Annotated in this window: 18 protein-coding genes and 1 tRNA gene; 5 read left to right on the forward strand and 14 right to left on the reverse strand. The window is 67.5% G+C overall.

Going from position 1 to position 20,720, the window contains the following annotated elements; all coding sequences use genetic code 11:
* The first annotated feature begins 85 nt into the window (after positions 1–85).
* On the forward strand, positions 86–448 hold the full coding sequence (locus BJQ95_RS09190) for an RNA polymerase-binding protein RbpA (protein ID WP_130177507.1): 363 nt from the start codon (positions 86–88) through the stop codon (positions 446–448).
* A 50-nt stretch (positions 449–498) separates the two neighbouring features.
* On the opposite strand, the gene lnt is transcribed toward BJQ95_RS09190, so the two are convergent.
* The 10 genes from lnt to BJQ95_RS09240 all read right to left on the reverse strand — a co-directional run bounded on the left by lnt (position 499) and on the right by BJQ95_RS09240 (position 10,859).
* Positions 499–2,100: an apolipoprotein N-acyltransferase gene (gene lnt, locus BJQ95_RS09195; RefSeq protein WP_205750098.1), complete on the reverse strand. Its 1,602-nt coding sequence runs from the start codon at positions 2,098–2,100 to the stop codon at positions 499–501.
* 9 nt (positions 2,101–2,109) lie between these two features.
* Positions 2,110–4,554 (reverse strand): RNA helicase, encoded by a 2,445-nt coding sequence (locus tag BJQ95_RS09200; RefSeq protein ID WP_130177506.1) that lies wholly within the window; start codon positions 4,552–4,554, stop codon positions 2,110–2,112.
* Positions 4,555–4,562: 8 nt separating this feature from the next.
* The gene (tatC, locus tag BJQ95_RS09205; protein ID WP_240694712.1) at positions 4,563–5,357 is read right to left on the reverse strand and encodes a twin-arginine translocase subunit TatC; all 795 of its coding nucleotides are present in this window, start codon (positions 5,355–5,357) and stop codon (positions 4,563–4,565) included.
* A 5-nt stretch (positions 5,358–5,362) separates the two neighbouring features.
* A complete protein-coding gene (tatA, locus tag BJQ95_RS09210; RefSeq protein ID WP_130177505.1) occupies positions 5,363–5,596 on the reverse strand; it encodes a twin-arginine translocase TatA/TatE family subunit in 234 nt (77 codons plus the stop codon).
* Positions 5,590–5,931, reverse strand: a complete 342-nt coding sequence (locus BJQ95_RS09215) for a hypothetical protein (RefSeq protein WP_130177504.1) — start codon at positions 5,929–5,931, stop codon at positions 5,590–5,592. Before BJQ95_RS09215 ends, tatA begins: the two co-directional genes overlap by 7 nt.
* Positions 5,931–6,977 carry a YafY family protein gene (locus BJQ95_RS09220; protein ID WP_130177503.1) on the reverse strand — a complete coding sequence of 349 codons (1,047 nt, stop codon included), beginning with the start codon at positions 6,975–6,977 and terminating at the stop codon, positions 5,931–5,933. Before BJQ95_RS09220 ends, BJQ95_RS09215 begins: the two co-directional genes overlap by 1 nt.
* A complete protein-coding gene (locus tag BJQ95_RS09225) occupies positions 6,974–8,005 on the reverse strand; it encodes a YafY family protein (protein ID WP_130177502.1) in 1,032 nt (343 codons plus the stop codon). The genes BJQ95_RS09220 and BJQ95_RS09225 overlap by 4 nt, the downstream gene beginning before the upstream one ends.
* Positions 8,006–8,091: 86 nt before the next feature.
* Positions 8,092–9,057 (reverse strand): FKBP-type peptidyl-prolyl cis-trans isomerase, encoded by a 966-nt coding sequence (locus BJQ95_RS09230; RefSeq protein WP_130177501.1) that lies wholly within the window; start codon positions 9,055–9,057, stop codon positions 8,092–8,094.
* A 105-nt stretch (positions 9,058–9,162) separates the two neighbouring features.
* On the reverse strand, positions 9,163–10,164 hold the full coding sequence (locus tag BJQ95_RS09235; RefSeq protein WP_130177500.1) for a tRNA (adenine-N1)-methyltransferase: 1,002 nt from the start codon (positions 10,162–10,164) through the stop codon (positions 9,163–9,165).
* Positions 10,161–10,859, reverse strand: a complete 699-nt coding sequence (locus BJQ95_RS09240) for an HAD family hydrolase (RefSeq protein WP_130177554.1) — start codon at positions 10,857–10,859, stop codon at positions 10,161–10,163. Before BJQ95_RS09240 ends, BJQ95_RS09235 begins: the two co-directional genes overlap by 4 nt.
* A 134-nt stretch (positions 10,860–10,993) precedes the next feature.
* Here BJQ95_RS09240 and BJQ95_RS09245 point away from each other — a divergent pair, with 134 nt between their 5' ends.
* Positions 10,994–11,938, forward strand: coding sequence for a PAC2 family protein (locus BJQ95_RS09245; RefSeq protein ID WP_130177499.1), 945 nt, complete (start codon positions 10,994–10,996; stop codon positions 11,936–11,938).
* 78 nt (positions 11,939–12,016) lie between these two features.
* Here the strand turns inward: BJQ95_RS09245 and mshC are convergent, their stop codons facing one another.
* Genes mshC through BJQ95_RS09260 form a run of 3 tightly spaced genes read right to left on the reverse strand, consistent with a single transcriptional unit; the run spans position 12,017 to position 15,536 of the window.
* Positions 12,017–13,291: a cysteine--1-D-myo-inosityl 2-amino-2-deoxy-alpha-D-glucopyranoside ligase gene (gene mshC, locus BJQ95_RS09250; RefSeq protein WP_130177498.1), complete on the reverse strand. Its 1,275-nt coding sequence runs from the start codon at positions 13,289–13,291 to the stop codon at positions 12,017–12,019.
* Between the two features lie 13 nt (positions 13,292–13,304).
* Positions 13,305–14,159, reverse strand: a complete 855-nt coding sequence (locus BJQ95_RS09255) for an undecaprenyl-diphosphate phosphatase (protein ID WP_130177497.1) — start codon at positions 14,157–14,159, stop codon at positions 13,305–13,307.
* 51 nt (positions 14,160–14,210) lie between these two features.
* Positions 14,211–15,536 carry a M20/M25/M40 family metallo-hydrolase gene (locus BJQ95_RS09260; RefSeq protein ID WP_130177496.1) on the reverse strand — a complete coding sequence of 442 codons (1,326 nt, stop codon included), beginning with the start codon at positions 15,534–15,536 and terminating at the stop codon, positions 14,211–14,213.
* 167 nt (positions 15,537–15,703) lie between these two features.
* On the opposite strand from BJQ95_RS09260, the gene BJQ95_RS09265 reads away from it, so the two are divergent.
* Positions 15,704–15,788, forward strand: a tRNA-Leu gene (locus tag BJQ95_RS09265).
* A 128-nt stretch (positions 15,789–15,916) separates the two neighbouring features.
* Here BJQ95_RS09265 and BJQ95_RS09270 read toward each other — a convergent pair.
* Positions 15,917–16,966, reverse strand: coding sequence for a LacI family DNA-binding transcriptional regulator (locus BJQ95_RS09270; protein ID WP_130177495.1), 1,050 nt, complete (start codon positions 16,964–16,966; stop codon positions 15,917–15,919).
* Between the two features lie 193 nt (positions 16,967–17,159).
* Here BJQ95_RS09270 and BJQ95_RS09275 point away from each other — a divergent pair, with 193 nt between their 5' ends.
* On the forward strand, positions 17,160–19,265 hold the full coding sequence (locus BJQ95_RS09275; protein WP_130177494.1) for a beta-galactosidase: 2,106 nt from the start codon (positions 17,160–17,162) through the stop codon (positions 19,263–19,265).
* A gap of 46 nt (positions 19,266–19,311) precedes the next feature.
* On the forward strand, positions 19,312–20,664 hold the full coding sequence (locus BJQ95_RS09280) for an ABC transporter substrate-binding protein (protein WP_240694711.1): 1,353 nt from the start codon (positions 19,312–19,314) through the stop codon (positions 20,662–20,664).
* Positions 20,665–20,720: the final 56 nt, after the last annotated feature.

Genomic DNA, 20,720 nt, shown 5'->3' on the forward strand with positions numbered 1-20,720 from the left:
TCCCCGCGAGTAGGGCAGTAACGGAAAGATAACGTCCAGCTTGATGGTTTACAACTAGGAAAGCATCGCGAGAGGAGACCACACGATGGCAGATCGTAGTTTGCGTGGCATGAGGTTGGGTTCACAGAGCCTGCAGAGCGAAGAGGGCGTGACCTTTTCCCCACGCGTGAGTCACACGTACTTGTGTGCAACGTGCGAGCGCGAGACGGTGATGATTTTCTCCGCCGAGGCTGAGGCGCCGGACGAATGGGAGTGCCGATTCTGCTCCCAGACGGCGACCCGGTTGGTCGATTCGAAGCCCGTGGTCGTGGACCACTCCGACGAAAAGATCGCCCGCACCCATTGGGACATGCTCCTGGAACGTCGGACCAGGGCCGAACTGGAAGAGCTGCTGGAGGAGCGCCTCACGGTTCTCCGCCAGCGTCGCGGCCAGAAGGTCGGCGCATAGCCCGTCCCGGCGGGAAGCCTTGCTTCCTGCACCGTACCTGACGGCGCCGGCTAACCCCGGCGCCGTTTGCGTATCCTGGCGCGGTCGGCACGCAAGTGCACCGCGGCCGGCCGGGGGCCGGAATCGGTCCTCCCCAGTGCCCGGGCCGAGAACAGGCAAAGCAGAACCCCCGCGAGGCCCAGGCCGGAGACGAACCACTCCAGCGGACGACCAACGCTCATCGCCGGCGTATCCGTGACGCTCAACGGGACGGTCTGCACCATCGCCCCCGGTTCCCAGGTCGGCAGGCTGTCCAGCGACTGACCATCCGGTGTGATGATCGCGCTGGTTCCGACGGTCGAGATGTTCACCACGGTGCGCCCGGCCTCGATCGCCCGAAGCCGGGCGATCGCCAGCTGTTGCACGGACTCGTCGGTGCGACCGAAGTCTGCATTGTTGGTCTGGGCAAGGATGATTTCGGCGTTGTCGCTGATCATCTCGTGCACCAGCTGGTCATCGGCGATATCGAAGCAGATGGCGATGCCGGCGATGATGCCGTCGATGTCGAAGACGTTGTCCCTGGTGCCGATTTCGTAGTCGCGGGAGACAAGATCGATCAGGTCGGGGGCGAACGGCCGCCAGAAGGCCCGGTCCGGCATGTACTCGGCGAAGGGAACCGGGTGCACCTTGTCGTAGAGGTCGACGGCGCCCTCGCCGGCCTTCCAGAGCAGGGACGTGTTGTAGAACTTGCCGTCGCGCTCCGTGATGGTGCCCGCGATCAGCGGGGCGTCCATGACCCGGCTGATGTAGTCGGCCGCCCTGGCCGAGTCCGCCGACCGGAGCGGATCCACGTCGATGCCGTTCTCCGGCCAGACGACGAAGTCCACCGGTTCGCCCACGAGCGGCAGGGTCGCCGAGATGTGGTCGTTCAGGATCTGACCTGGTGCGTTCTGGGCGAACAGGCCGGCATCCGAGGCCCCTTGCACGGCGGCGATGCGGGCTGTGCCGCTCTGCAGGGTCGGCCACGCCGGAAACGCCAGCAGGAGGGCGACAGCCGCCACCGCGATCGCCGACCTGGCCGATACCCGCACACCCGGCTCCCGGCACAGCTGGACGACCAGGGCGCTCAGCCACACCATCACGAAGCTGAGACCGGACATACCGACCCAGGCGATGAGCCCGTTGAACGGGCTCTCCGACTGGGAGATGGCGACTCGGCCCCACGCGAAGCCGCCGTAGGGCCACACCGCCGAGATCGCCTCGCGGGCCGTCCACAACCCGGCAACGACTACGGGGAGGACCCCGAGCCGCCCGGTGACGGACGGCCAGACCCGTGGTCCGAAGTTCAGGACCACCGCGGTGAGGGCCAGGCCCACACCGAAGAAGATCGCTTGGAGGCCGGCCAGCGCCAGCCACGGCACGGGGCCGAGGTAGAGGGTGAGCCAACTGATGTGGATCAGCCAGAACGACAGGCCGGCGACCAGGCCCACGACGAGGCCGGTCCAGAACCCCCGACCCAGCAGGGCCAGGATCATCAGGGCAACCCCGACCGGAGCCAGGAACCACCAGGATCGATCCGGGAAAGCCCCGTCCAGGATGGCGCCGGCGCCGACGGCAAGCAGAAGCGCCGCCCAGAGGGGCAGGCCGGTGCTGCGTAGTAAACCTGTCGTCACTTCAACAGCCTATGCGACCGAGGAATACGCGACGATGCCGCGGCGGATGGAGTCCATCGCCACCCGGGCCGTGCGGCCGACCGGGCCGTCGGCGACGAGCGAGAGCTGATCGAGAAGATCGATGGTCTGCTTGGTCCACCGGACGAAATCCCCAGCGGCCATCTCCGCCTCCTCCAGGACCAGGCCGAGCGAGTCTCCTCGCGCCCACCTCCACATCGCCAGGCTCAGGCCGCCGGCGAGGGGGTTACTGCCGGGCAGTTTGTGGTCGCGTTCGAGGTCGTCGAGCTGGCTCCACAGGATCTGCGTGGCATCCAGCGCCGGCCGGAACGGGCCCTTGGGCAGGAACCGTTCGTGGGTCTCTCCCTCGTCACGGCGGGGTTCGAAGACCAGGGCGCAGGCCATCGCGGCCAGGCTGGGCGCATCGAGCGAGTTCCACAGACCACGGCGCAGGGACTCGGCCACGAGCAGGTCCCGGTCGGCGTAGATCCGGCGGAGGATCCGGCCGCTTTCGCTCAGGGTCACGGCGCGGCCCTCACCGGGCACGAGGTAACCGAAGCCGAGCAGCACATCGGTCACCCGGTCGAAGACCCGGGCGACGGCGCCGGTCCTGGCCGTGATCTGGCTGGTCAGTGCCTCGGTCTCCCTGGTCAGTTTCCACCACCGCTGCGCCCAGCGGGCGTGCGCTTCGCGCTCGGGGCAGCTGTGGCAGGGGTGCGCCCGCATCCGCTTGCGGAGCGCGGTCAGTTCCTTCTGTCGCCGGTCCCGGCCGCGCGCGTTCGAGTCCGCGGCGGCGTTCTCCCGTTCCAGGTCGCTCAGGCGTCGCCGGATACCGGAGTAGTCGGTGAAGTCGCCCAGGTGGCAGGCCATCGATGTGGCGTATCCGTCGAGCGAGCTCTGCTGCTGCCGCACCCGGCGGGCCAGGTCGACAACGGCCCGGTCCGCCTGGAACTGGGCGAAGGAGGACTCCAGGACCTCCCGAGTGCGCTCCCGGCCGAACTGGTCGATGAGGTTGACAGCCATGTTGTAGGTCGGCTTGAAGCTGGAGTTCAGCGGGTAGGTGCGCCGGGAGGCCAGGGATGCAACGGACTGCGGGTCCAGGCCCTGCTGCCACTGGATGACGGCGTGACCCTCCACATCGATGCCGCGGCGTCCGGCCCGGCCGGTGAGCTGGGTGTACTCCCCCGGCGTGATCGGCACTCGCGCCTCGCCGTTGAACTTCTCGAGCTTGTCCAGTACCACGGTGCGGGCGGGCATGTTGATGCCCAGAGCCAGCGTTTCCGTGGCGAATACCGCCTTGACCAGCTTCTTCTGAAAGAGTTCCTCGACGACTTCCTTGAACGCCGGCAACATGCCGGCGTGGTGGGCGGCCACGCCCCGTTCGAGCCCGTCCAGCCATTCCCAGTAACCGAGCACCGCGAGGTCCTCGTCGAGCAGCGTGCGGCAGCGTTCGTCGACGATCTGCCGGATCTCCTCGCGTTCGGCGGTGTCGGTCAGGCGCACGCCGGCGCGGAGGACCTGGCGCACGGCCTGGTCGCAGCCGACCCGGCTGAAGATGAAGAAGATCGCCGGCAGCAGGTGCTTGCCCTCGAGCATCCGCACGATTTCGGCGCGGTCCATGCGCCCGGACTCGGCCTGTGCGCGTTGCTGGTGATACCGGCTCTGGTTGGAGCCCCGGCGGCCACCGCCGGACCGGTCCGAGAGCGGTCGGCCGCCGCCCTGGGCCAGCCGGACCAATTCAGGGTTCACCCGATGGGTTGCGGCCAGACCGGACGAGTCGAACAGGTCGAGCATCTTGCTCTTGACGAGCACATGCTGGTCCAGCGGCACCGGCCGTTCTTCGGAGACGATGACGTCGGTATCGCCGCGGACGGCCTGCAGCCAGTCGCCGAACTCCTCGGCGTTGGAGACCGTTGCGCTCAGCGACACCATCCGTACCGCCTGCGGCAGGTGGATGATGACCTCTTCCCACACCGCGCCGCGGAAGCGGTCGGCGAGATAGTGCACCTCGTCCATGATCACGAAGGCGAGGTTGGCCAGCAGGTCGGAGTCGGCGTAGAGCATGTTGCGCAGCACTTCGGTGGTCATCACCACGATCCGGGCGCCGGCATTGACGTTGGTGTCGCCGGTGAGCAGGCCCACCTGGTCTGCCCCGTACTCGGCGACGAGCTCCTGGAACTTCTGGTTGCTCAGCGCTTTCATCGGTGCGGTGTAGAAGACCTTGGCGGTGGGCTGCTGCATGGCCAGGTAGATCGCGAACTCGGCCACGACGGTTTTGCCGGCGCCGGTGGGGGCGGCGACCAGGACACTGTGACCGGCCTCGAGCGAGGCGCCGGCGGCCAGTTGGAACGAATCCAGGTCGAATCGCAAGCCGCGCCGGAAGGCCTCGAGTTTCGGGGTCTGCGCTCGCAGGCGGGCTGCCGTGTACCGGTCCGCCGGTGATTGAAGGTCTGTCATCTGGTGCGCTAGCGCGCCAACTCCCGTTCGAGGGCGAGTGCACGCCGGGCGGCGCGTTTGTCGTGCAGGAAGGCGATTCCGTACGCGGCGAAGTAGAGCACGATCATCGGCACCGCGAGCATGAACATCGAGATCACGTCGGCGGCCGGGGTGGCGATGGCGGTGAAGAGGATGATCACCAGAACGGCGATGCGCCAGGACTTGATGATCGAGGCGGCGCTGATCACTCCGGCGAGGTTGAGCAGGACCACGAAGACGGGTAGCACGAACGCGATCCCGATCGCGACCAGCAGCTTGAGGGTGAAGTCCAGATAATTCTGTGCGTTGATGAATGCCGCGTCCTCGGGTGGCGCGAAGCTCGTCATCAGGCCGACGATCTGGGGCAGCACGAACCAGCCGGCCGCACAACCGGCGAGGAACAGGGGAACCGCCGTGAGCACGAAGCCGTAGACGTACTTCTTCTCCCCGCGGGTGAGGCCCGGCATCAGGAAAGCGAAGACCTGGTAGAGCCAGACCGGACTGGAGACGACCAGGCCCACGTAGAACGCGATCTTCAACCGCAGGTCGAAGGCCGACGTGATGTCCGGATAGTTGATCTGGGCATTCCGGTTTTGTGCCTCGATGATCTCGTAGATGGGTTCACGCAGGGCGCTCCAGACGCCCTCGGAGAGCAGCCAGCCGATGATGCCGCCGATGAGGATGCCGGCGGCGGCGCGGAAGAGGCGCTTCCGCAGCTCGATCAGATGCTGACCGAGCGACATCGTGCCGGCACGGTTCGCACGCTTGGTGGTGCGTACGGCCACGGGAGTTAGGGCTTCGTCTGGTCGCCCGGGGCGACGGGCCGTGTTGTCCCGTCAGCTGAATCCGGCTGTGCCGTCGTTCCGGCGGGCTCGTCGACGGTGTCGCTCTTGATCTCACTCTTGAAGATCTTCATCGACTGCCCGAGGCTGCGGGCCAGCCCGGGGAGTTTGGGCGCACCGAACAACAGCAGGATGACGACGAGGATGATCAGGAAATGCCATCCGGTCAGATTGCTCAACATGAGGGTCGATCCTCTGGTTCGTAGGAAGTGTGTTGTAACAGTTTACCCCGGCTGATGGAGAGATCCCGACGGAGCGCCCGCCGGTACGCCCGCTGGATGCGGGCCTGATCGATCGCGGCGGCCAGGTCCCGTCTGTTCCGGAAGACGGCCGGGTGGAACGGCGCGGGCGCCACAGCGGCATCCAGGTCAAGCTCGGAGAGCTGGTCACCCAGGTCTTCGAGGGCGCCGAAGGTGGCCGTCAGCTTGCGGAACAGCCGCACGGCGAACCAGGCCAGCATGGTGAGGAGGCCGGCGACCAGCAACGTCCAGATCAGTATCCAGGACCAGATCGGCATCAGGCCGACGTCCCGTCGGCCCGGTCATCGTCGACCCGGTCATCGTCGGCCCGGTCATCGTCGGCCCGGTCATCGTCGTAGCGGGCGGCGCCGGCAGCGGCCCAGTCGGCGACGGTCTGCCTGGCCAGACCAGGGTCCATCACGGTGACCACGCCGGCCAGGCCGGCGACGAGTCGCTTGAGGCCGTGGAAGTGTGACACCCGGAGCTGGGCGCTGGAGCGCTCCCCGGCGGCGCCACGCGTGACGGGCACGGGGCCGTAGTCGGTGAGGAGCCCGAGGGCAGCCTCTGGAAGCTCGATCGTGACGGTGAGGTCGTCGGCTGAGCCCTCGAAGAGGGTGTCTGGCAGCAGGACGCCGTCCTCGTGCGAGTCTGCGGGCACGGCGGTGGAGCGCAGGTCGCTCATCCGGTCGAGCCGGAAGGTGCGCATGGCCTCTCGCAGGTGGCACCAGCCGCGCAGATACCAGGCGTTGTCGACGGACTCGATCCGCAACGGGTCGACACAGCGATGCTCGGCGGTGCCGCGGGAGTTCAGGTAATCGAATTCCACCTGGGTGCCCGCCCGCACGGCGGCCTGGATGACCGAGATGGTCACGTCGGCGTCGGTTCGTGACACGGCGAGCTGGCTGGGCGCGCCCGTCGAACTGCGGGTGAGCTTGGCCATCAGGGTGGCGATCGCATCCCGGTCGCCGTTTTCGGGCAGCGCGGACAGGTACTGCAGCCCGGCGATGAGCGCCGCGGCTTCCCTGGCCGAGAAGCGCGGCGAATCGTCGATGGCGACCAGGTGGGTGAGCACGATGTTGTCGTTGGCCTCGAACTCGTCCCACTGGATGTCGAACAGGTCACCGTGCAGGTACTGCCGGGTCTCCCCCGGCACGCCGGACATCGCGATCAGGTTGACGGCATCGCGCACCCGCTCCGGGGAGACCCCGAAATGATCGGCGACGGCCGTGACGCTGACCCTGTCGTGGTCCATCAGGAAGGGGACCAGGGAGAGCAGGAAGGTGAGCTTGTCCGAGGCGCCGAATGCCGCCGGCTTGGCGGTCATCGTGCGGCCTCCTCGTGCGGCTTCGGCAACGGCTGGTGACTGTCCCGTACCCGGCGCAGGCGCTCAAGGACGGCGTCGATGAGGGTGGGCGGGGAGAGCACGTAGACCTCCGGTCCGTAGCCGGCTAGTTCGTCAGCGAGGATGTTGACATCGGTGTAGTGGAGTTCGACGCTTTCGGCGGCGCGGCCGGGTTCGCCGCGCTTGCTCAGCCGCACCGCGGCATCCGACCCAGGTTCGACGGTGATCAGCGCGACCTGGGCCCGCCACAGTGCGTCCAGTTCGGCGAGGGCGCGGTCGCCCTGGCCGTTGTCGGCTCGCGGGCTGATGACGCCGGGCACGGTCACGACCGGGCCGACGATCCGGGAGAGCAGGAACGTGCGGGAGGCGCCGGCATCCTGGTCGGCGCCGTACAGGTGCCAGCGGCCCTCGTGCAGCACGACGGCCAGCGGGGCGACGACCCGGCGGCGCGGTGCGCTCTCGCCCGGCTTGAGGTAGAGGAACGCGACAACCTGGCCGCGGTCCATGGCCTTGCCCAGCGGCTCGAAGGACGGTTCGCGGGCCCGCAGTGACGGCGCGTACCCGATGACCGGGTCGCTCGAATCGATGCCGAGCGAATTGAGTTTAGTGAGGGCGCGGCGGGACTCGGCCGACAGTGATCCCTCGCGCCAGACCGCGGCGGCGAGCTTGAGCAGCATGATCTCGTCGGGCGAGAAGGCGATGTCCGCCGGCAGGTCGTAGAGCCCCTTGGGGATCCGGTAGCGCAGGTGGTGATTACTGCCCGGGTCATCGGGCGACTCGATCGTTTCCAGGGGGATCCCGAGCTCGCGGATGTCGTCCTTGTCCCGTTCGAACTGCCGCTCGAGGCTGGCGTTGTCGGCGCCGATCCGGAAGCGTTGCCGGTAGCCCTGCACGGTCGAGAGGATATCGGTCTTGGTCAGGCCGATCTGGGTGGCGATGAGCGCAAGGACCAGGCTGAAGAGGCGTTCCTCGACAGTGACGGGATGCGGCTGTTCTGGAGTGGGCGACACGTACGCGATCCTATCGGTGCTGCGCCGGCCTCCCGGCCCTTCCCGCGGGGAACGTGGGACGGGCCGAGAGGCTTCCGGCGGGTGTCTTAGTCGACGCCGAGGATGTCCACGACGAAGACCAGGGTGGAACCGGCCGGGATGGTGTCGGTTGCCTGGTCGCCGTAGGCCTGGTCGGGCGGGAGGACGGCGACGATCTGCGACCCGACGGTCTGGCCGATCAGGGCATTGGCGAAGCCGGGGATTACACCGCCCTCGGTGGTCGAACCGTCAGCGGCAACGAACGCGGCCGGAGCGCCGGCGGCCCAGCTGGAGTCGAAGACCTCATCAGTGTCCCAGACCACGCCGGTGTAGTGCACGGTGACCGTGGAACCGTCGGTGACGGTCTCGCCGTCGCCCTTCTTGAGCACGCCGACCTTCAGATCGGTCGGCGGCTTGGCCGAGGGGATGGTGATGCCTGGGGTGCCGTCCTCGGCTAGGACCACGGCGGGCAGCCCGGCGATAGGGAGCTGGTCGGCGCCGTCGGCGCGGGTGAGGTAGGACTTCACGACGTCGAGCACGAACACGAGCGAGTCGTCGGCGGCCACGCCAATGTCGGCGTTGCCGCCGGCCGCGCCGAAGGCGTCCTCGGCGGAGGCGACGACGGCGACCCGCGACCCGACCTGGGCGCAGAGCAGACCGTCGGTCAGGCCGGTGAGGGTCTGGTCGTTGAGCACGAAGCTGGCCATGCTGGTGCCGTCGTAGGTGCTCTGCTCGATGGCCTCGCCCGTGGTGGCGTTGAAGACGCTGAGGTCGACCTGCACCTTCTGACCCTCGACCAGGCCCGGACCGGTACCTTCGATGATCGTGCTGCGCTGGGTGGCGTCGGTCTTGAGCGGGGTCGGGAAGTCGACCGTGGGTGCGGAGCCGATCTCTCCCGTCACCGAGACCAGCTCGGACGCGTCGCCGGAGGACACCGGAGCGGTGCAGTCGGCGTTGGCGGGGCCGGGGCTGCAGGCGGTCAGGGTCGCGAGCACCAGGCCGGCGGTTGCGATAAGTGCGGGAACTTTACGCACGGGTCCTCATTTCGGTACGGGGAGGCGGCAGCGTGATGCCGTCGAGTGAGTTGCGGGGTGAGTGCTGGCGGAAACCGCTGGTGCGGGCGGCGAGCCAGACCCATCCTATCCGGCGTCGAGGTCCCGAGCCTTGGAGAGCGCTGCACCGTTCTCGGCCGTGCGATTGCGCTTGCGCATCACCTTGGCGCTGACGGACCGTTCGCCGAGGGCGCCGGGCGTCCACAGCTCGACATCGGCGTCGCTGAAGTCGGTCTTCGAGGGGCGGCGCTTGAGTTCGGGCAGGATCGTGTCCGGCGCGAGCCGGCGGGCAGTGATGAGGAAGCCGGTGTGCCCGATCATCCGGTGGTCCGGGCGAACCGCGAGGCCCTCCACGTGCCAGCCGCGCACCATCGTCTCGTGCGAGTCGGGGTTGGTGTAGTTGCCGGTGGCGCGGATCGCCTCGGCGACGCGGGACAGCTGGGTGACGGTGGCCACGTAGCAGAGCAGGACTCCGCCGGGCTTGAGGGCGTCGGAGACGACATCGATGCACTCCCACGGAGCGAGCATGTCCAGCACCACCCGGTCCGCGGACTGCGCGGGCATGGTCTCCGGCAGCGTGTCGGCGAGGTCACCGAGGGTGATGGTCCAGTTCTGCGGGTCGGCGCCGAGGAAGGTGGCGACGTTGGCCCTGGCCACATCGGAGAACTCCTCACGGCGTTCGAAGGAGGCCAGGGTGCCGGCCGGGCCGATCGCTCGCAGCAGCCAGAGCGACAGCGCGCCGGAGCCGACCCCGGCCTCGACCACGGTGGCGCCGGGGAAGATGTCGGCCTGGGCGAGGATCTGGGCGGCGTCCTTGGGGTAGATGATGGCCGCGCCGCGCGGCATGCTCATCACGAAGTCGATGAGCAGCGGACGCAGGGCGAGGTGTTCGACGCCCACGTTGTTGGTGACGACGGAGGCGTCGGGCAGGCCGATGATGTCGTCGTGTTCGAGGATGCCCCGGTGGGTGTGGAAGGTCTTGCCCGGTTCGAGCGTGATGGTGTTCAGCTTGCCCTTGGGGCCGGTCAGCTGCACTCTGTCGCCGGCGCGGAACGGACCGCTGTTCTGGATGACCTGGTTGTCGCTCATGCGCGTGTTGCGTCCTTGGGTGTGGTGGGGCGGGCCTCGGTGCTGCTGAGGGGAGAGAGAAGGGCAGACCGGCGGGAGCCGTAGAGCTCGTTCAGCCAGGCCAGGGTCGTGCCGGACAGGGTGTCCAGGACTGTGTAGTGCTCGCTGGGCAGGATCGGGACCATGTGCGGCACCGCGACGACGACGGCGCCGGACGCGACGGCCGCGGCGACACCGGGCAGCGAATCCTCGATGGCGACGCAGTGCCCGGGGTTGACGCCGAGCTCGTCCGCTGCCGTGAGGTAGGACTCCGGGTGCGGCTTGCTCTGCTGCACCATGTCGCCGGAGACGATGGTGGTGAAGGCGTCGAAGCCGACGATCCCGGCGATCTGGCGGGCCATCCGCTGTTCGGACATCGTCACCAGGGCCATCGGCACGCCCGCGGTGTGCAGTTCGGTGAGCAGCTCGTGCGCGCCGGGGCGCCACGGGATGCCCGCCGAGGCGAGCTGTTCCTGCACCCGAGTGGTGAGCAGGTCAACGATCGCCTCCGCGGCCAGGTTCACGCCCCGGTTCTGCAGGATGGCGGCTGACCCGAGCAGGCCGGAGCCGACCAGGAGCATCGCGTCGGCGTGGGTCCAGGTGCCGCCGAAGGACTCCACGAGCTCGTGTTCGGCTCGCATCCAGTACGGTTCGGTGTCGACCAGGGTGCCGTCCATGTCCCAGAGAACGGCAGCTGGTGGGGACGAGAATGCGGGGATCAGTGTCACGGGGTTCAAGTTTAGGGGGCACGGCCTATCCTTGAAGGAGGCCACCTCGTCCTGGCGGCCGGAATACACGAGGTTTTACGCAAGTGACAGACGGCAATGGGTTCCTCAGCGGGCGTCTCCTGGTGGTCGCCTTCGAAGGGTGGAACGATGCGGGTGAGGCCGCAACGGGCGCCGTGAATACGCTGAAGGACCTTCTCGACGTGGCCGAGGTCAAGCGCATCGACCCCGAGTTGTACTTCGACTACCAGTTCAACCGGCCCACGATCTCCACCGATGAGGACGGCAACCGGGTGATCGAATGGCCCAGCGCGGTCATGTACGGTCCGGCAGTTCCCGGCAGCAGCGGCCTGCCGCTGGCCGAGGACGCACACCTGAAGGTGAGCGGCAGCAACGCCGGCAACATCTACCTGCTCATCGGCACCGAACCGTCCCGCAGCTGGAAGAGCTTCACGGCCGAGATCCTGGACTCCGCCCTCGCGGCCGATGTGAGCGGGATCGTCTTCCTGGGCGCGATGCTGGCGGATGTGCCGCACACCCGTCCGATCTCGATCTTCGTCTCCAGCGACAACCCCGAGGTCCGTGCCGAGCTGCAGATCGAGCGCAGCAGCTACGAGGGCCCGGTCGGCATCCTCAGCGTGCTGGCCTCGGCGGCCGAGACCGTCGGCATTCCGAGCCTGTCGATCTGGGCGTCGGTGCCGCACTACGTGCACAACGCGCCGTCCCCCAAGGCGATGCTCGCGCTGATCGACAAGCTCGAGGAGATCATCGACGTGGTCATCCCCCGCGGCGATCTGGTCACCGACGCCTCGGAGTGGGAGACGGGTATCGATGCCCTCGCCGCTGAGGACGAGGAGATGGCCGCGTACATCGGCCAGCTCGAACAGGCCAGGGACACTGTCGATTCGCCGGAGGCGAGCGGCGAGGCCATCGCCCAGGAGTTCGAGCGGTACCTGCGCAAGCGCGGCGAGGGGCCTGGCGGCTGGGCCGAGGGTCGCCCGGGGTCCGGCCCGGAGCCGCGTCAGCCCTAAACCGCGTGACAGAGGTGCCCTCGTGTGGACGACCTGCCCCGGTTCGGCGGAGCAATTCGTCCGCAGTCGGGCAACTCGCTAGAGCTTGACGCCGAGGAGCGCGTCGATCGCGGCGGCGATGAGGGCGCGGTCGTCCACCCCGGCGGCCACCGCCTCGTCCACAGCCGCCAGGGCGCCCCGGGTGTCGAGGTCGGTGACCAGCGCGGCGCGCATCCGCTCGACGACCGCGGCAGCGCTCTCGAACGCCGACACGGACCCGCCGGCGGCGCTCGGGCTGAAGGCCAGCGTCCACGCGGCCAGTCTGGCCTCGGCGTCCGCGAGCTGCGCGGCGGTCCATTCCCAGTCGGTGCGGTAATGCTGCGCCAACAGTGCCAGGCGGATAGCCCGCGGGTCGCTGCCCGCGGCCCGCAACCTGGAGACGAGCACCAGGTTGCCCAGCGACTTGCTCATCTTCTCGCCCTGGTAGGCGACCATGCCCGTGTGGCTGTACACCTTCGCCAGCGGATGCCCGCTCAGCGCGGCGGCGTGGCCGGCGCTCATGTCGTGGTGCGGGAAGATCAGGTCGCTGCCGCCGCCCTGCACGGTGAAATCGGTGCCGAGCTCCGCGAGGGCGATGACCGAGCACTCGATGTGCCAACCTGGACGGCCGGCGCCGACGGGTGACTCCCAGGCCGGCTCCCCCGCCCTCGCGGCGCGCCACAGCAGCGGATCGAGCCGGTCGCGCTTACCGGCGCGGTCGGGGTCGCCGCCCCGCTGGGCGAACAGGGTGAGCATGGTCTCGACGTCGTAGTTGCTCTCCTCGCCGAGCGTCCACGGTGCCTGGCGTTCGGCCGCCCGAATGTCGAAGTACAGGTCGGCGCCGGGCCCGTCGGGCGTCGGCAACGCATCCGGCGTGGACACCCGGTACGCCAGCGCGGACTCGCGAAGCTGCAGCACCGCGGCGCTGATATCGTCGATGACGTCGGTCACAGCCACGAAGTCGTTCGGCGGGATGATGCCGAGGGACTCCATGTCGGCCCGGAACAAATCGGTCTGTGACGCGGCGAGCTCGCGCCAATCGACGCCGGTGGCCGTGGCCCGCTCCAGGAGCGGGTCGTCGACATCGGTGACGTTCTGGGCGTAGTGCACCCGGTAGCCGCCGTCCAGCCAGACCCGCTGCAGGGTGTCGAAGGCGAGATAGGTGGCCGCGTGGCCGAGGTGGGTGGCGTCGTACGGGGTGATCCCACAGACGTACAGCCTGGCCACATCGTTGGGCTTGGCTTCGACGATCGAGTCCGTCGCCGTGTCGTGCAGGCGAGGAGCGTCGGACGCTCCCGGGATCGACGGGATGACGGGATGTGACCAGGCGCGCATGTATCCAGCCTAACTACGCGGTGATGACGTTGGTGCCGAGCAGGACCATGACGACGACGCCGAGCGCGATGCGGTACACGACGAACGGCAGGAAGCTGCGCTTGGAGATGTAGTTCATGAAGAAACCGATGACGAACAGGGCGACGACGAACGCGACCACGGTGGCGACGAGGGTCTCCCAGGGGCCGAACAACTCCGGCGTGCAGTTCGCGGCGGCGGCAACGCAGGGTTCCTTGATCGACTTGTACACCTGGTAGAAGCCGCTGCCGAGAACGGCGGGGATGGCGAGCAGGAACGCGTAGCGAGCGGCCGCGGCGCGTTCGTAGCCGAGGAACAGGCCGGCCGTGATGGTGCCGCCGGAACGGGAGACGCCCGGGATGAGCGCAAGCGCCTGAGCGAAACCGAAGATGACGCCGTGCCCGACGGTGATGTCGCCCAGCTGACGACGCTTCGCTCCGACGTAGTCGGCGATGCCCAGCAGCACACCGAAGGCGATGAGCATGATCGCGGTGACCCAGAGGTTGCGCAGGCTGGTTTCGATCTGGTCCTGGAAGAGCAGGCCCAGGATGACGATGGGCAGGGTGCCGAGGATGATCAGCCAGCCCATCCGGGCGTCGTCGTCGCCGCGCGGCACCTTGCCGACGAGGGACTTGGCCCACTGGCCGATGATGCGCACGATGTCACGCCAGAAGAAGATCACGACGGCGGCCTCCGTGCCGATCTGCGTGATCGCGGTGAACCGGGCGCCGGGGTCCTCTCCGGTGCCCAGGAACTGGCCCACGATACTGATGTGGGCGCTGGAGGAGACCGGCAGGAACTCGGTCAGTCCCTGAACCAGGCCCAGGATGACCGCATTGATGAAGTCCACGTGATACTCGTTTCGCTTGTGCTGTGTGCTGGCCGGTAGCGCGACAGTGGGCTAGTACGTCGACAGCAGATCGGTCAGAACCGTCCTGCCAAACACTAATGCGTCCAGCGGCACCCGCTCATCAACGCCATGGAACAGCGCCGGGAAGTCCAAATCTGCTGGGAGCTTCAGCGGGGCGAAGCCGTATCCTTTGATGCCCAGTTTGCTCAGCGCCTTGTTGTCGGTGCCGGCGGGCATCAGGTACGGCAGTACGGGCGCGCCGGGGTCGTGGATCTGGAGGGTCGACACGATCTTGTCGATCAGCGGGCCGGCGAATTCGGTCTCCAGCCCCACATCTTGGTGCATCACCACGATTTCAATGTCCGGGCCGACCATTTCGGCGAGTTCGGCCAACACCGCGTCTTCCTCGCCCGGCAGGGAACGCACGTCGATGAGGGCCTCCGCGCGGTCGGGGATGACGTTGTGCTTGTAGCCGGCCCGCAGCACCGTCGGGTTCATGGTGGTGCGCAGGCTCGCCTGGATGAAGCCGGACGCGGTGCCGGTAGCCAGGGCCAGCTCATCCGGGCCCATCGATTGAGGCTCGACCCCCAGTATCCTGGCGATCTCGGAGAGCAGCTGACTGGTGGTGTTCGTCAGGCGGATCGGCCACTGGCGACGGCCGACCTTCGCTACCGCCTCGGCGAGCCGGGTGATCGCGTTGTCGGTCACCAATCTGGAGCCGTGCCCGGCCGGACCGTGTGCCACGAGCTTGAGCCAGATGAGAGCCTTCTCACCCGTTTGCAGCAGGTAAGCACGTTCGCCGCCGACGGTGATCGAATAACCGCCGACCTCGCTGATGGCTTCGGTGGCCCCCGCGAACAGGTCTGGACGAGTGTCGACGAGGTGGTGCGAACCGAACACTCCCCCGGCCTCCTCGTCGGCGAAGAACGCCACGACCAGGTCCCGTTCGGGCTGGCCGCCCTGACCGAGCACATCCTGCAGGGAAGCCAGGATCATCGCGTCCATGTTCTTCATGTCCACCGCACCACGGCCCCACAGCATGCCGTCCTTGATCACCCCGCCGAACGGGTCCACCGACCAGTTCGCCGGTTCGGCCGGAACCACATCCAGGTGGCCGTGGACCACCAGCGCGCCCTTGCCGCGGTCGCGACCGGGCACCCGGGCCACCACACTGGTGCGGCCCGGCTCCGAGTCGAACAACTCGGGCGCAAGGCCGAGCTCGCGTAGCTTCGCAGCCACGTATTCCGCCGCATCCGTCTCGCCGTTGGACCGGCCCTCACCGTAATTTGTCGTATCGAACCTGATCAGGTCGCGAGCGATCTCGGCAGTCAGGTCGAGCGTGTCGGCCGAAGCCGGGGTGGGGGCAGGTGCTGTCATGCAGTTCACGCTACCGGGCATCGGGGCCCGGCAGACGGCCAACTGGCTCATGCGGAGTACCGGTGGGGCCGGGGGGTGCCCGTGGCACCCGGCGGTGTCCGGACGGGCTTTGGATCCGTGCTAAGTTGTTCCCCGGCAGCAAAACATAACTGCGGCCGAAACATCCAGTCCGGGTGGCGGAAATGGCAGACGCGCTAGCTTGAGGTGCTAGTGCCCGTATAGGGCGTGGGGGTTCAAGTCCCCCCTCGGACACGGAGATTGTTGGTAAGACAGCAGTCAACGAGAACTGGTTGAGACAGTTCACGGGCCGGATCTTAGGATCCGGCCCTGTCTCGTTAACGCGCGGGTGTCGACCCTCCCAGATTGAACGCCGCGCTCGGCTACCGCTGCGGAGCCGCTCCCGCCGACCGCCGGATGACGAGCTCCGGGGCAGGCACCGACATCGGTGCCACCTCAGTGTTCTCGATCCGGGCCAGGAGCTGGAACACCGCGGCGCGGCCCTGCCCCTCGAAGTCGTTCCGTAAGGTGGTCAGCGGCGGATCGAAGAACGCGGCCTCGGCGATGTCGTCAACACCGACGACGCTGACGTCGGTAGGAATCCGCAAGCCGCGTTCCTTCAGGGCGAGCATCGCCCCGAGTGCCATCTGATCGTTCGCGGCGAGGAACGCTGTCGCGTCGGGGATCCGAGCGAGCTCGCTGATGGCGCGGTAACCGGAGGCCGCTGACCAGTCGCCATGCAGGATGCCGACCGACCGGAGGCCGCGAGCCTCAAGGGCTGCCTCGTAGTCACAGACCCGATTACGCGCGGCGGACCACATTGACGGTCCGGCGATGTGCACGAAGCGCCGGTGCCCCAGCTCGGCGAGGTGTGCGACGAGCATCGGAATGCCGACCCGAGAAAGGATGCCTCGCGGGTCGTCTGGAACCCCCTCGGACTCCGCGGCGACGTAGGCGGGTACGCGGAAGGGCGCCGCGGCGAAGGCCCTCGTCATCTCGTCGGTGACGGCGAGAGCGAGGACACCGGCCAGATCGTGCTGGGTGATGAGCGCGAGGGAGTCCTCGATCGCGCGAGGATTGCGGCTGTCAAGCGACACGATGTCCAGCACATAGCCCGCTTCGCGGGCGGCGATGCTCGCGCCTTCCACGATGCGGCTCGGGCCGACCAGCGAAATCTCGTGAGTCAGCGCCCCGATGCGGTGCGACCGCCCCGACTTGAGGCTGCGCGCAGTGAGATTCGGGCGATAGCCCAGGTCGGCGAGCGCCTGGACGACCCGTTCCCTGGTCTCCGGACGAATCCCCTCGAATCCCCTGAGGAACCGGCTCACGGTCTGGTGCGACACCCCGGCGGCCTGGGCGACGTCGTAAATGGTTGCGGCCCTTCCGCGGGTGCCTGCGCCGCCGGCTCCGAGTGGATCTGCGCGTGTGCTCATTGCCGTCCTCTCGTCTCTCGGTCGCGGGGCATCGGCGCAGCCAGGTCGTCAGTAGATTCTCTGGACCATTTTGACCCTTGACAACCGATGTTATCGACAACATCCTAGATCCTACCCAATGTGATCGAAAACATAGTCCATCATCAGCTCCATCCGGAACCACCCTGACACCCCACAACGAAGTGAGGATCATGTGAACTCTGCACTCCCCGTCCAGCCCAGGAGCGGCCTCCTCTTCGGCGTTGCCTACTACCCGGAGTACCACCTCACCGACCGTGTCGAGACCGATCTGGACCTCATGCACCAGGCCGGGATCAACGTGATCCGGGTCGGGGAATCGGTGTGGTCCACCTGGGAACCCCGGGACGGAGAGTTCGACCTGGACTGGCTGGCGCCGGTGCTGGACGGCGCCCATCGGCGCGGCATCCAGGTGATCCTCGGCACTCCGACCTACGCGGTCCCGCCCTGGCTGCAGGTCGCGCATCCCGAGATCGCCGCGGAACGCCGTACGGGTGAAGCCATCCCCTGGGGCGGCCGTCAGGAGATCGACTTCACGCACCCGGACTTCCGAAGATACGCAGAACGGGTCATCCGTGCCGTCGTCGGACGATACGCCGGTCACCCCGCCGTGATCGGGTTCCAGGTCGACAACGAACCCGGGCTCGAACTGTTCCATAACGACCATGTCTTCGAAGAATTCGTGAGCCGGCTCCGCAGCCGGCACGGCACCGTGGACTCCCTCAACCGGGACTGGGGCCTCACCTATTGGTCGCACCGCATCACCGAGTGGTCTCAGCTGTGGCGGCCGGACGGCAATTCGTTCCCCCACTACGACCTCGCCTGGCGACGCTTCCAGAGCGACCTCACGACCGAGTTCATCACCTGGCAGGCCGACCTGGTGCGCGAGTACAGTCGTCCTGGCCAGTTCGTGACCACCTGTTTGCAGTACGGGCGCCCTGCTCTTGACGACGAGCGGGTGAGCCGGGCTCTGGATATCACCGCGGGGAATCCCTACTACGGCATGCAGGACCGTCTTGATGCCACGCTCGACCTGCCGCAGTTGAGCGACTGGACGACGACGGGCGTCCCCGCGCTCTTCCGCCAGGCGGACCGGATGTATTCGTCGAAGCAGGGTCGTTACCTTGTCACCGAGACGAACGCCCAGTCGATCGGGCACTCCGACACGAACTTCCCGCCCTATCCTGGCCAACTGAAGCAGGCCGCTTACGCGTTCATATCCCGCGGAGCGGCCATGATCGAGTACTGGCACTGGCACACGCTGCCCTATGGGATCGAGACCTACTGGGGCGGAGTGCTCCCGCACAGCCTGGTCCCCGGTCGGGTCTACTCGGAAATCGCCGAGATCGGCGGTGAACTCGCCCGGATCGGCACAACGCTGGACGGCTTCGAACCGGATGCGGATATTGCGGTCCTCTGGTCCAATCCGAGCCGAAACGCGATGCAGTTCACCCCATTCCTGCGCGCGCACGGGCTCCCCGATTTCCAGTCTTACGAGAAGATCGTCGATGCGTTCCAGCGAGGTGCCATCGAGGCAGGCCGGCAAACCCGACTGCTCCACCTCAATCAGGCGACAGGGATCGGCGCCGACGCACTCGCGGCCCGATTCCCCGTGCTGATCGCGGCCGGGGTCTACGTGACAACGGATGCGGAGCTTGCGCTGTTGCGGGACTACGTCGCCGCCGGCGGCCATCTCATCGTCGGCCCGCGCACCGGGTATGCCGACGAAGAAGCCCGTGCTCGCGTGGAGGTCTCCCCGCCCCGCCTGGCCGACCTGGCCGGCAGCCGCTATGACGAGTACTCCAATCTCGAGCAGGACGTCCCGGTCACCTCCACGACAGGCGAGTTGCACCTGCCCGCTGGCGCCGTGGCACGGCTGTGGATCGACGGCCTCATCGCCGACGACGCCGAGGTACTCGCCCGCTACGTCCACCCGCGTTTCGGCGATTTCCCGGCCGTGACAAGCCGCGCCGTCGATGGCGGTCGAGTCACCGTCGTGGGCTGCGTGCCCGGTCCGGCCCTGGCCGGCGGACTCGTCCGCTGGGCTGCGGCGGCCGGGCACGGACACGAACTCGCGGGCGACACCGCGGAGCCCGTGACGGTGGCCTCCGGCGCGCTTCCCGACGGGCGACGCGCCTGGTTCGTCTTCAACTGGGGATGGGAGCCGCAGGCGATCACGCTCGCGGTCACCGTCTCCGACACCGTCACCGGAGCAGTCCTCCAGACGGGCACAGAAGTCTCACTGACCGCATGGTCGACTCGGACATTTCTCAGCCAGTGAGCACCCCCGGGATCCTGCGATCCAACCAACCACAGAAAGAGTGATCATGAACAAGAAGGCACGGAGAACAGCAGTGGCGCTGGTTACGGGCGCCGTGTCGATCGGGCTACTCGTTACCGGGTGCACGCCGAGTTCCAGCGACGAGTCCACCCAGGAATCGGTCAGCCAGGACGACATCGACACGGCGATGACCACCCCCACGAAACTGACATTCTGGACCTGGGTCCCCGACATCGAGAACGAGGTCGCGCTCTTCGAGGCGAAGTACCCCGCAATCGACGTCACGGTCGAGAACGTCGGCCAGGGCCTCCCTCACTACCAGAAGCTGCGCAGCGCCATCGAGGCCGGCGAGGGCGCACCGGACGTCACCCAGATCGAGTACCAGTACATCCCGTCGTTTGTGCTCAACAACTCGTTGCTCGATCTGACGGCCTACGGTGCGGACGACCTCTCGTCCGACTACGTCGACTGGGCCTGGAACCAGGTGTCGCCCGATGACGAGGTGTGGGCGATTCCCCAGGACGTCGGCCCGATGGGCAATCTCTACCGGGAAGACATCCTGACGGCGGCGGGCATCACCGAACCGCCCGCGACCTGGGACGACTATGCGGCCGCGGCGAAGACGGTCAAGGACACGACGGGTTCGTACATCTCGAACGTCGGCGCCACCCAGGCCGGTCAGATGATCGGTTTCCTCTGGCAGGCGGGTGTCAAGCCCTTCGGCTATGACGGGAGCGAGACCGTGTCGATCGACGTGAACAGCGACGAGGCGAAGAAAGTCGCGGACTACTGGACCGACCTCATCCAGCAGGACCTGATCTCCACCGACGTCGACTTCCAGGACCAGTGGTACCAGGGTCTCGCCAGCGGCAAATACGCCGGCTGGCTGACAGCCGCGTGGGGGCCGATCTTCCTGCAGGGCACGGCGGAAGCCACCACGGGCCTGTGGCGTGCGGCTCCGCTGCCGCAGTGGAACGAGGGCGACGAGGTCTCCGGCAACTGGGGCGGGTCATCCGATGCCGTGCTCGCGTCCAGCGAGAACAAGATCGCCGCCTACGAGCTCGCGAAGTTCATCAACAACGACGAAGAATCGGCCATGAGACTCGCGACGGAGCAGTTCCTGTTCCCGCCGCAGGTGTCTGTGCTGGAGGATCCGGCCTTCGTCGATCAGGAGTCGGAGTTCTACGGTGGCCAGAAGGTGAACGAGTTGTTCGCCGAGATCTCGCAGACCGTCGACACGGACTTCCAGTGGTTGCCGTATATGGACTACGTGTACTCGTCCTACGAGGACACCGTGGGAACCGTGATCGCCGACAAGGGTGACATCTCCGGCGCGCTCGACGTCTGGCAGGACCAGCTCGTGAAGTACGCCACCGACCAGGGCTTCACCGTCGAGTAACACCCCGCCGGGCGTCCGCTGTCCTGTCGGCGGGCGCCCGGCTCCCACCGCATCGC

Source organism: Cryobacterium sp. SO1 (assembly GCF_004210215.2).
In the GTDB taxonomy this organism is placed as follows: Bacteria; Actinomycetota; Actinomycetes; order Actinomycetales; family Microbacteriaceae; genus Cryobacterium.

What these genes read in the sequence shown, in the direction of transcription:
- tatA (WP_130177505.1), bottom strand. Translation starts at nt 5,596, where the DNA reads ATGTTGAGCAATCTGACCGGATGGCATTTCCTGATCATCCTCGTCGTC.
- BJQ95_RS09200 (WP_130177506.1), bottom strand. Translation starts at nt 4,554, where the DNA reads ATGACAGACCTTCAATCACCGGCGGACCGGTACACGGCAGCCCGCCTG.
- BJQ95_RS09190 (WP_130177507.1), top strand. Translation starts at nt 86, where the DNA reads ATGGCAGATCGTAGTTTGCGTGGCATGAGGTTGGGTTCACAGAGCCTG.
- BJQ95_RS09220 (WP_130177503.1), bottom strand. Translation starts at nt 6,977, where the DNA reads ATGACCGCCAAGCCGGCGGCATTCGGCGCCTCGGACAAGCTCACCTTC.
- BJQ95_RS09240 (WP_130177554.1), bottom strand. Translation starts at nt 10,859, where the DNA reads ATGGACGGCACCCTGGTCGACACCGAACCGTACTGGATGCGAGCCGAA.
- BJQ95_RS09215 (WP_130177504.1), bottom strand. Translation starts at nt 5,931, where the DNA reads ATGCCGATCTGGTCCTGGATACTGATCTGGACGTTGCTGGTCGCCGGC.
- BJQ95_RS09280 (WP_240694711.1), top strand. Translation starts at nt 19,312, where the DNA reads ATGAACAAGAAGGCACGGAGAACAGCAGTGGCGCTGGTTACGGGCGCC.
- mshC (WP_130177498.1), bottom strand. Translation starts at nt 13,291, where the DNA reads ATGCGCGCCTGGTCACATCCCGTCATCCCGTCGATCCCGGGAGCGTCC.
- BJQ95_RS09260 (WP_130177496.1), bottom strand. Translation starts at nt 15,536, where the DNA reads ATGACAGCACCTGCCCCCACCCCGGCTTCGGCCGACACGCTCGACCTG.
- BJQ95_RS09235 (WP_130177500.1), bottom strand. Translation starts at nt 10,164, where the DNA reads ATGAGCGACAACCAGGTCATCCAGAACAGCGGTCCGTTCCGCGCCGGC.
- BJQ95_RS09270 (WP_130177495.1), bottom strand. Translation starts at nt 16,966, where the DNA reads ATGAGCACACGCGCAGATCCACTCGGAGCCGGCGGCGCAGGCACCCGC.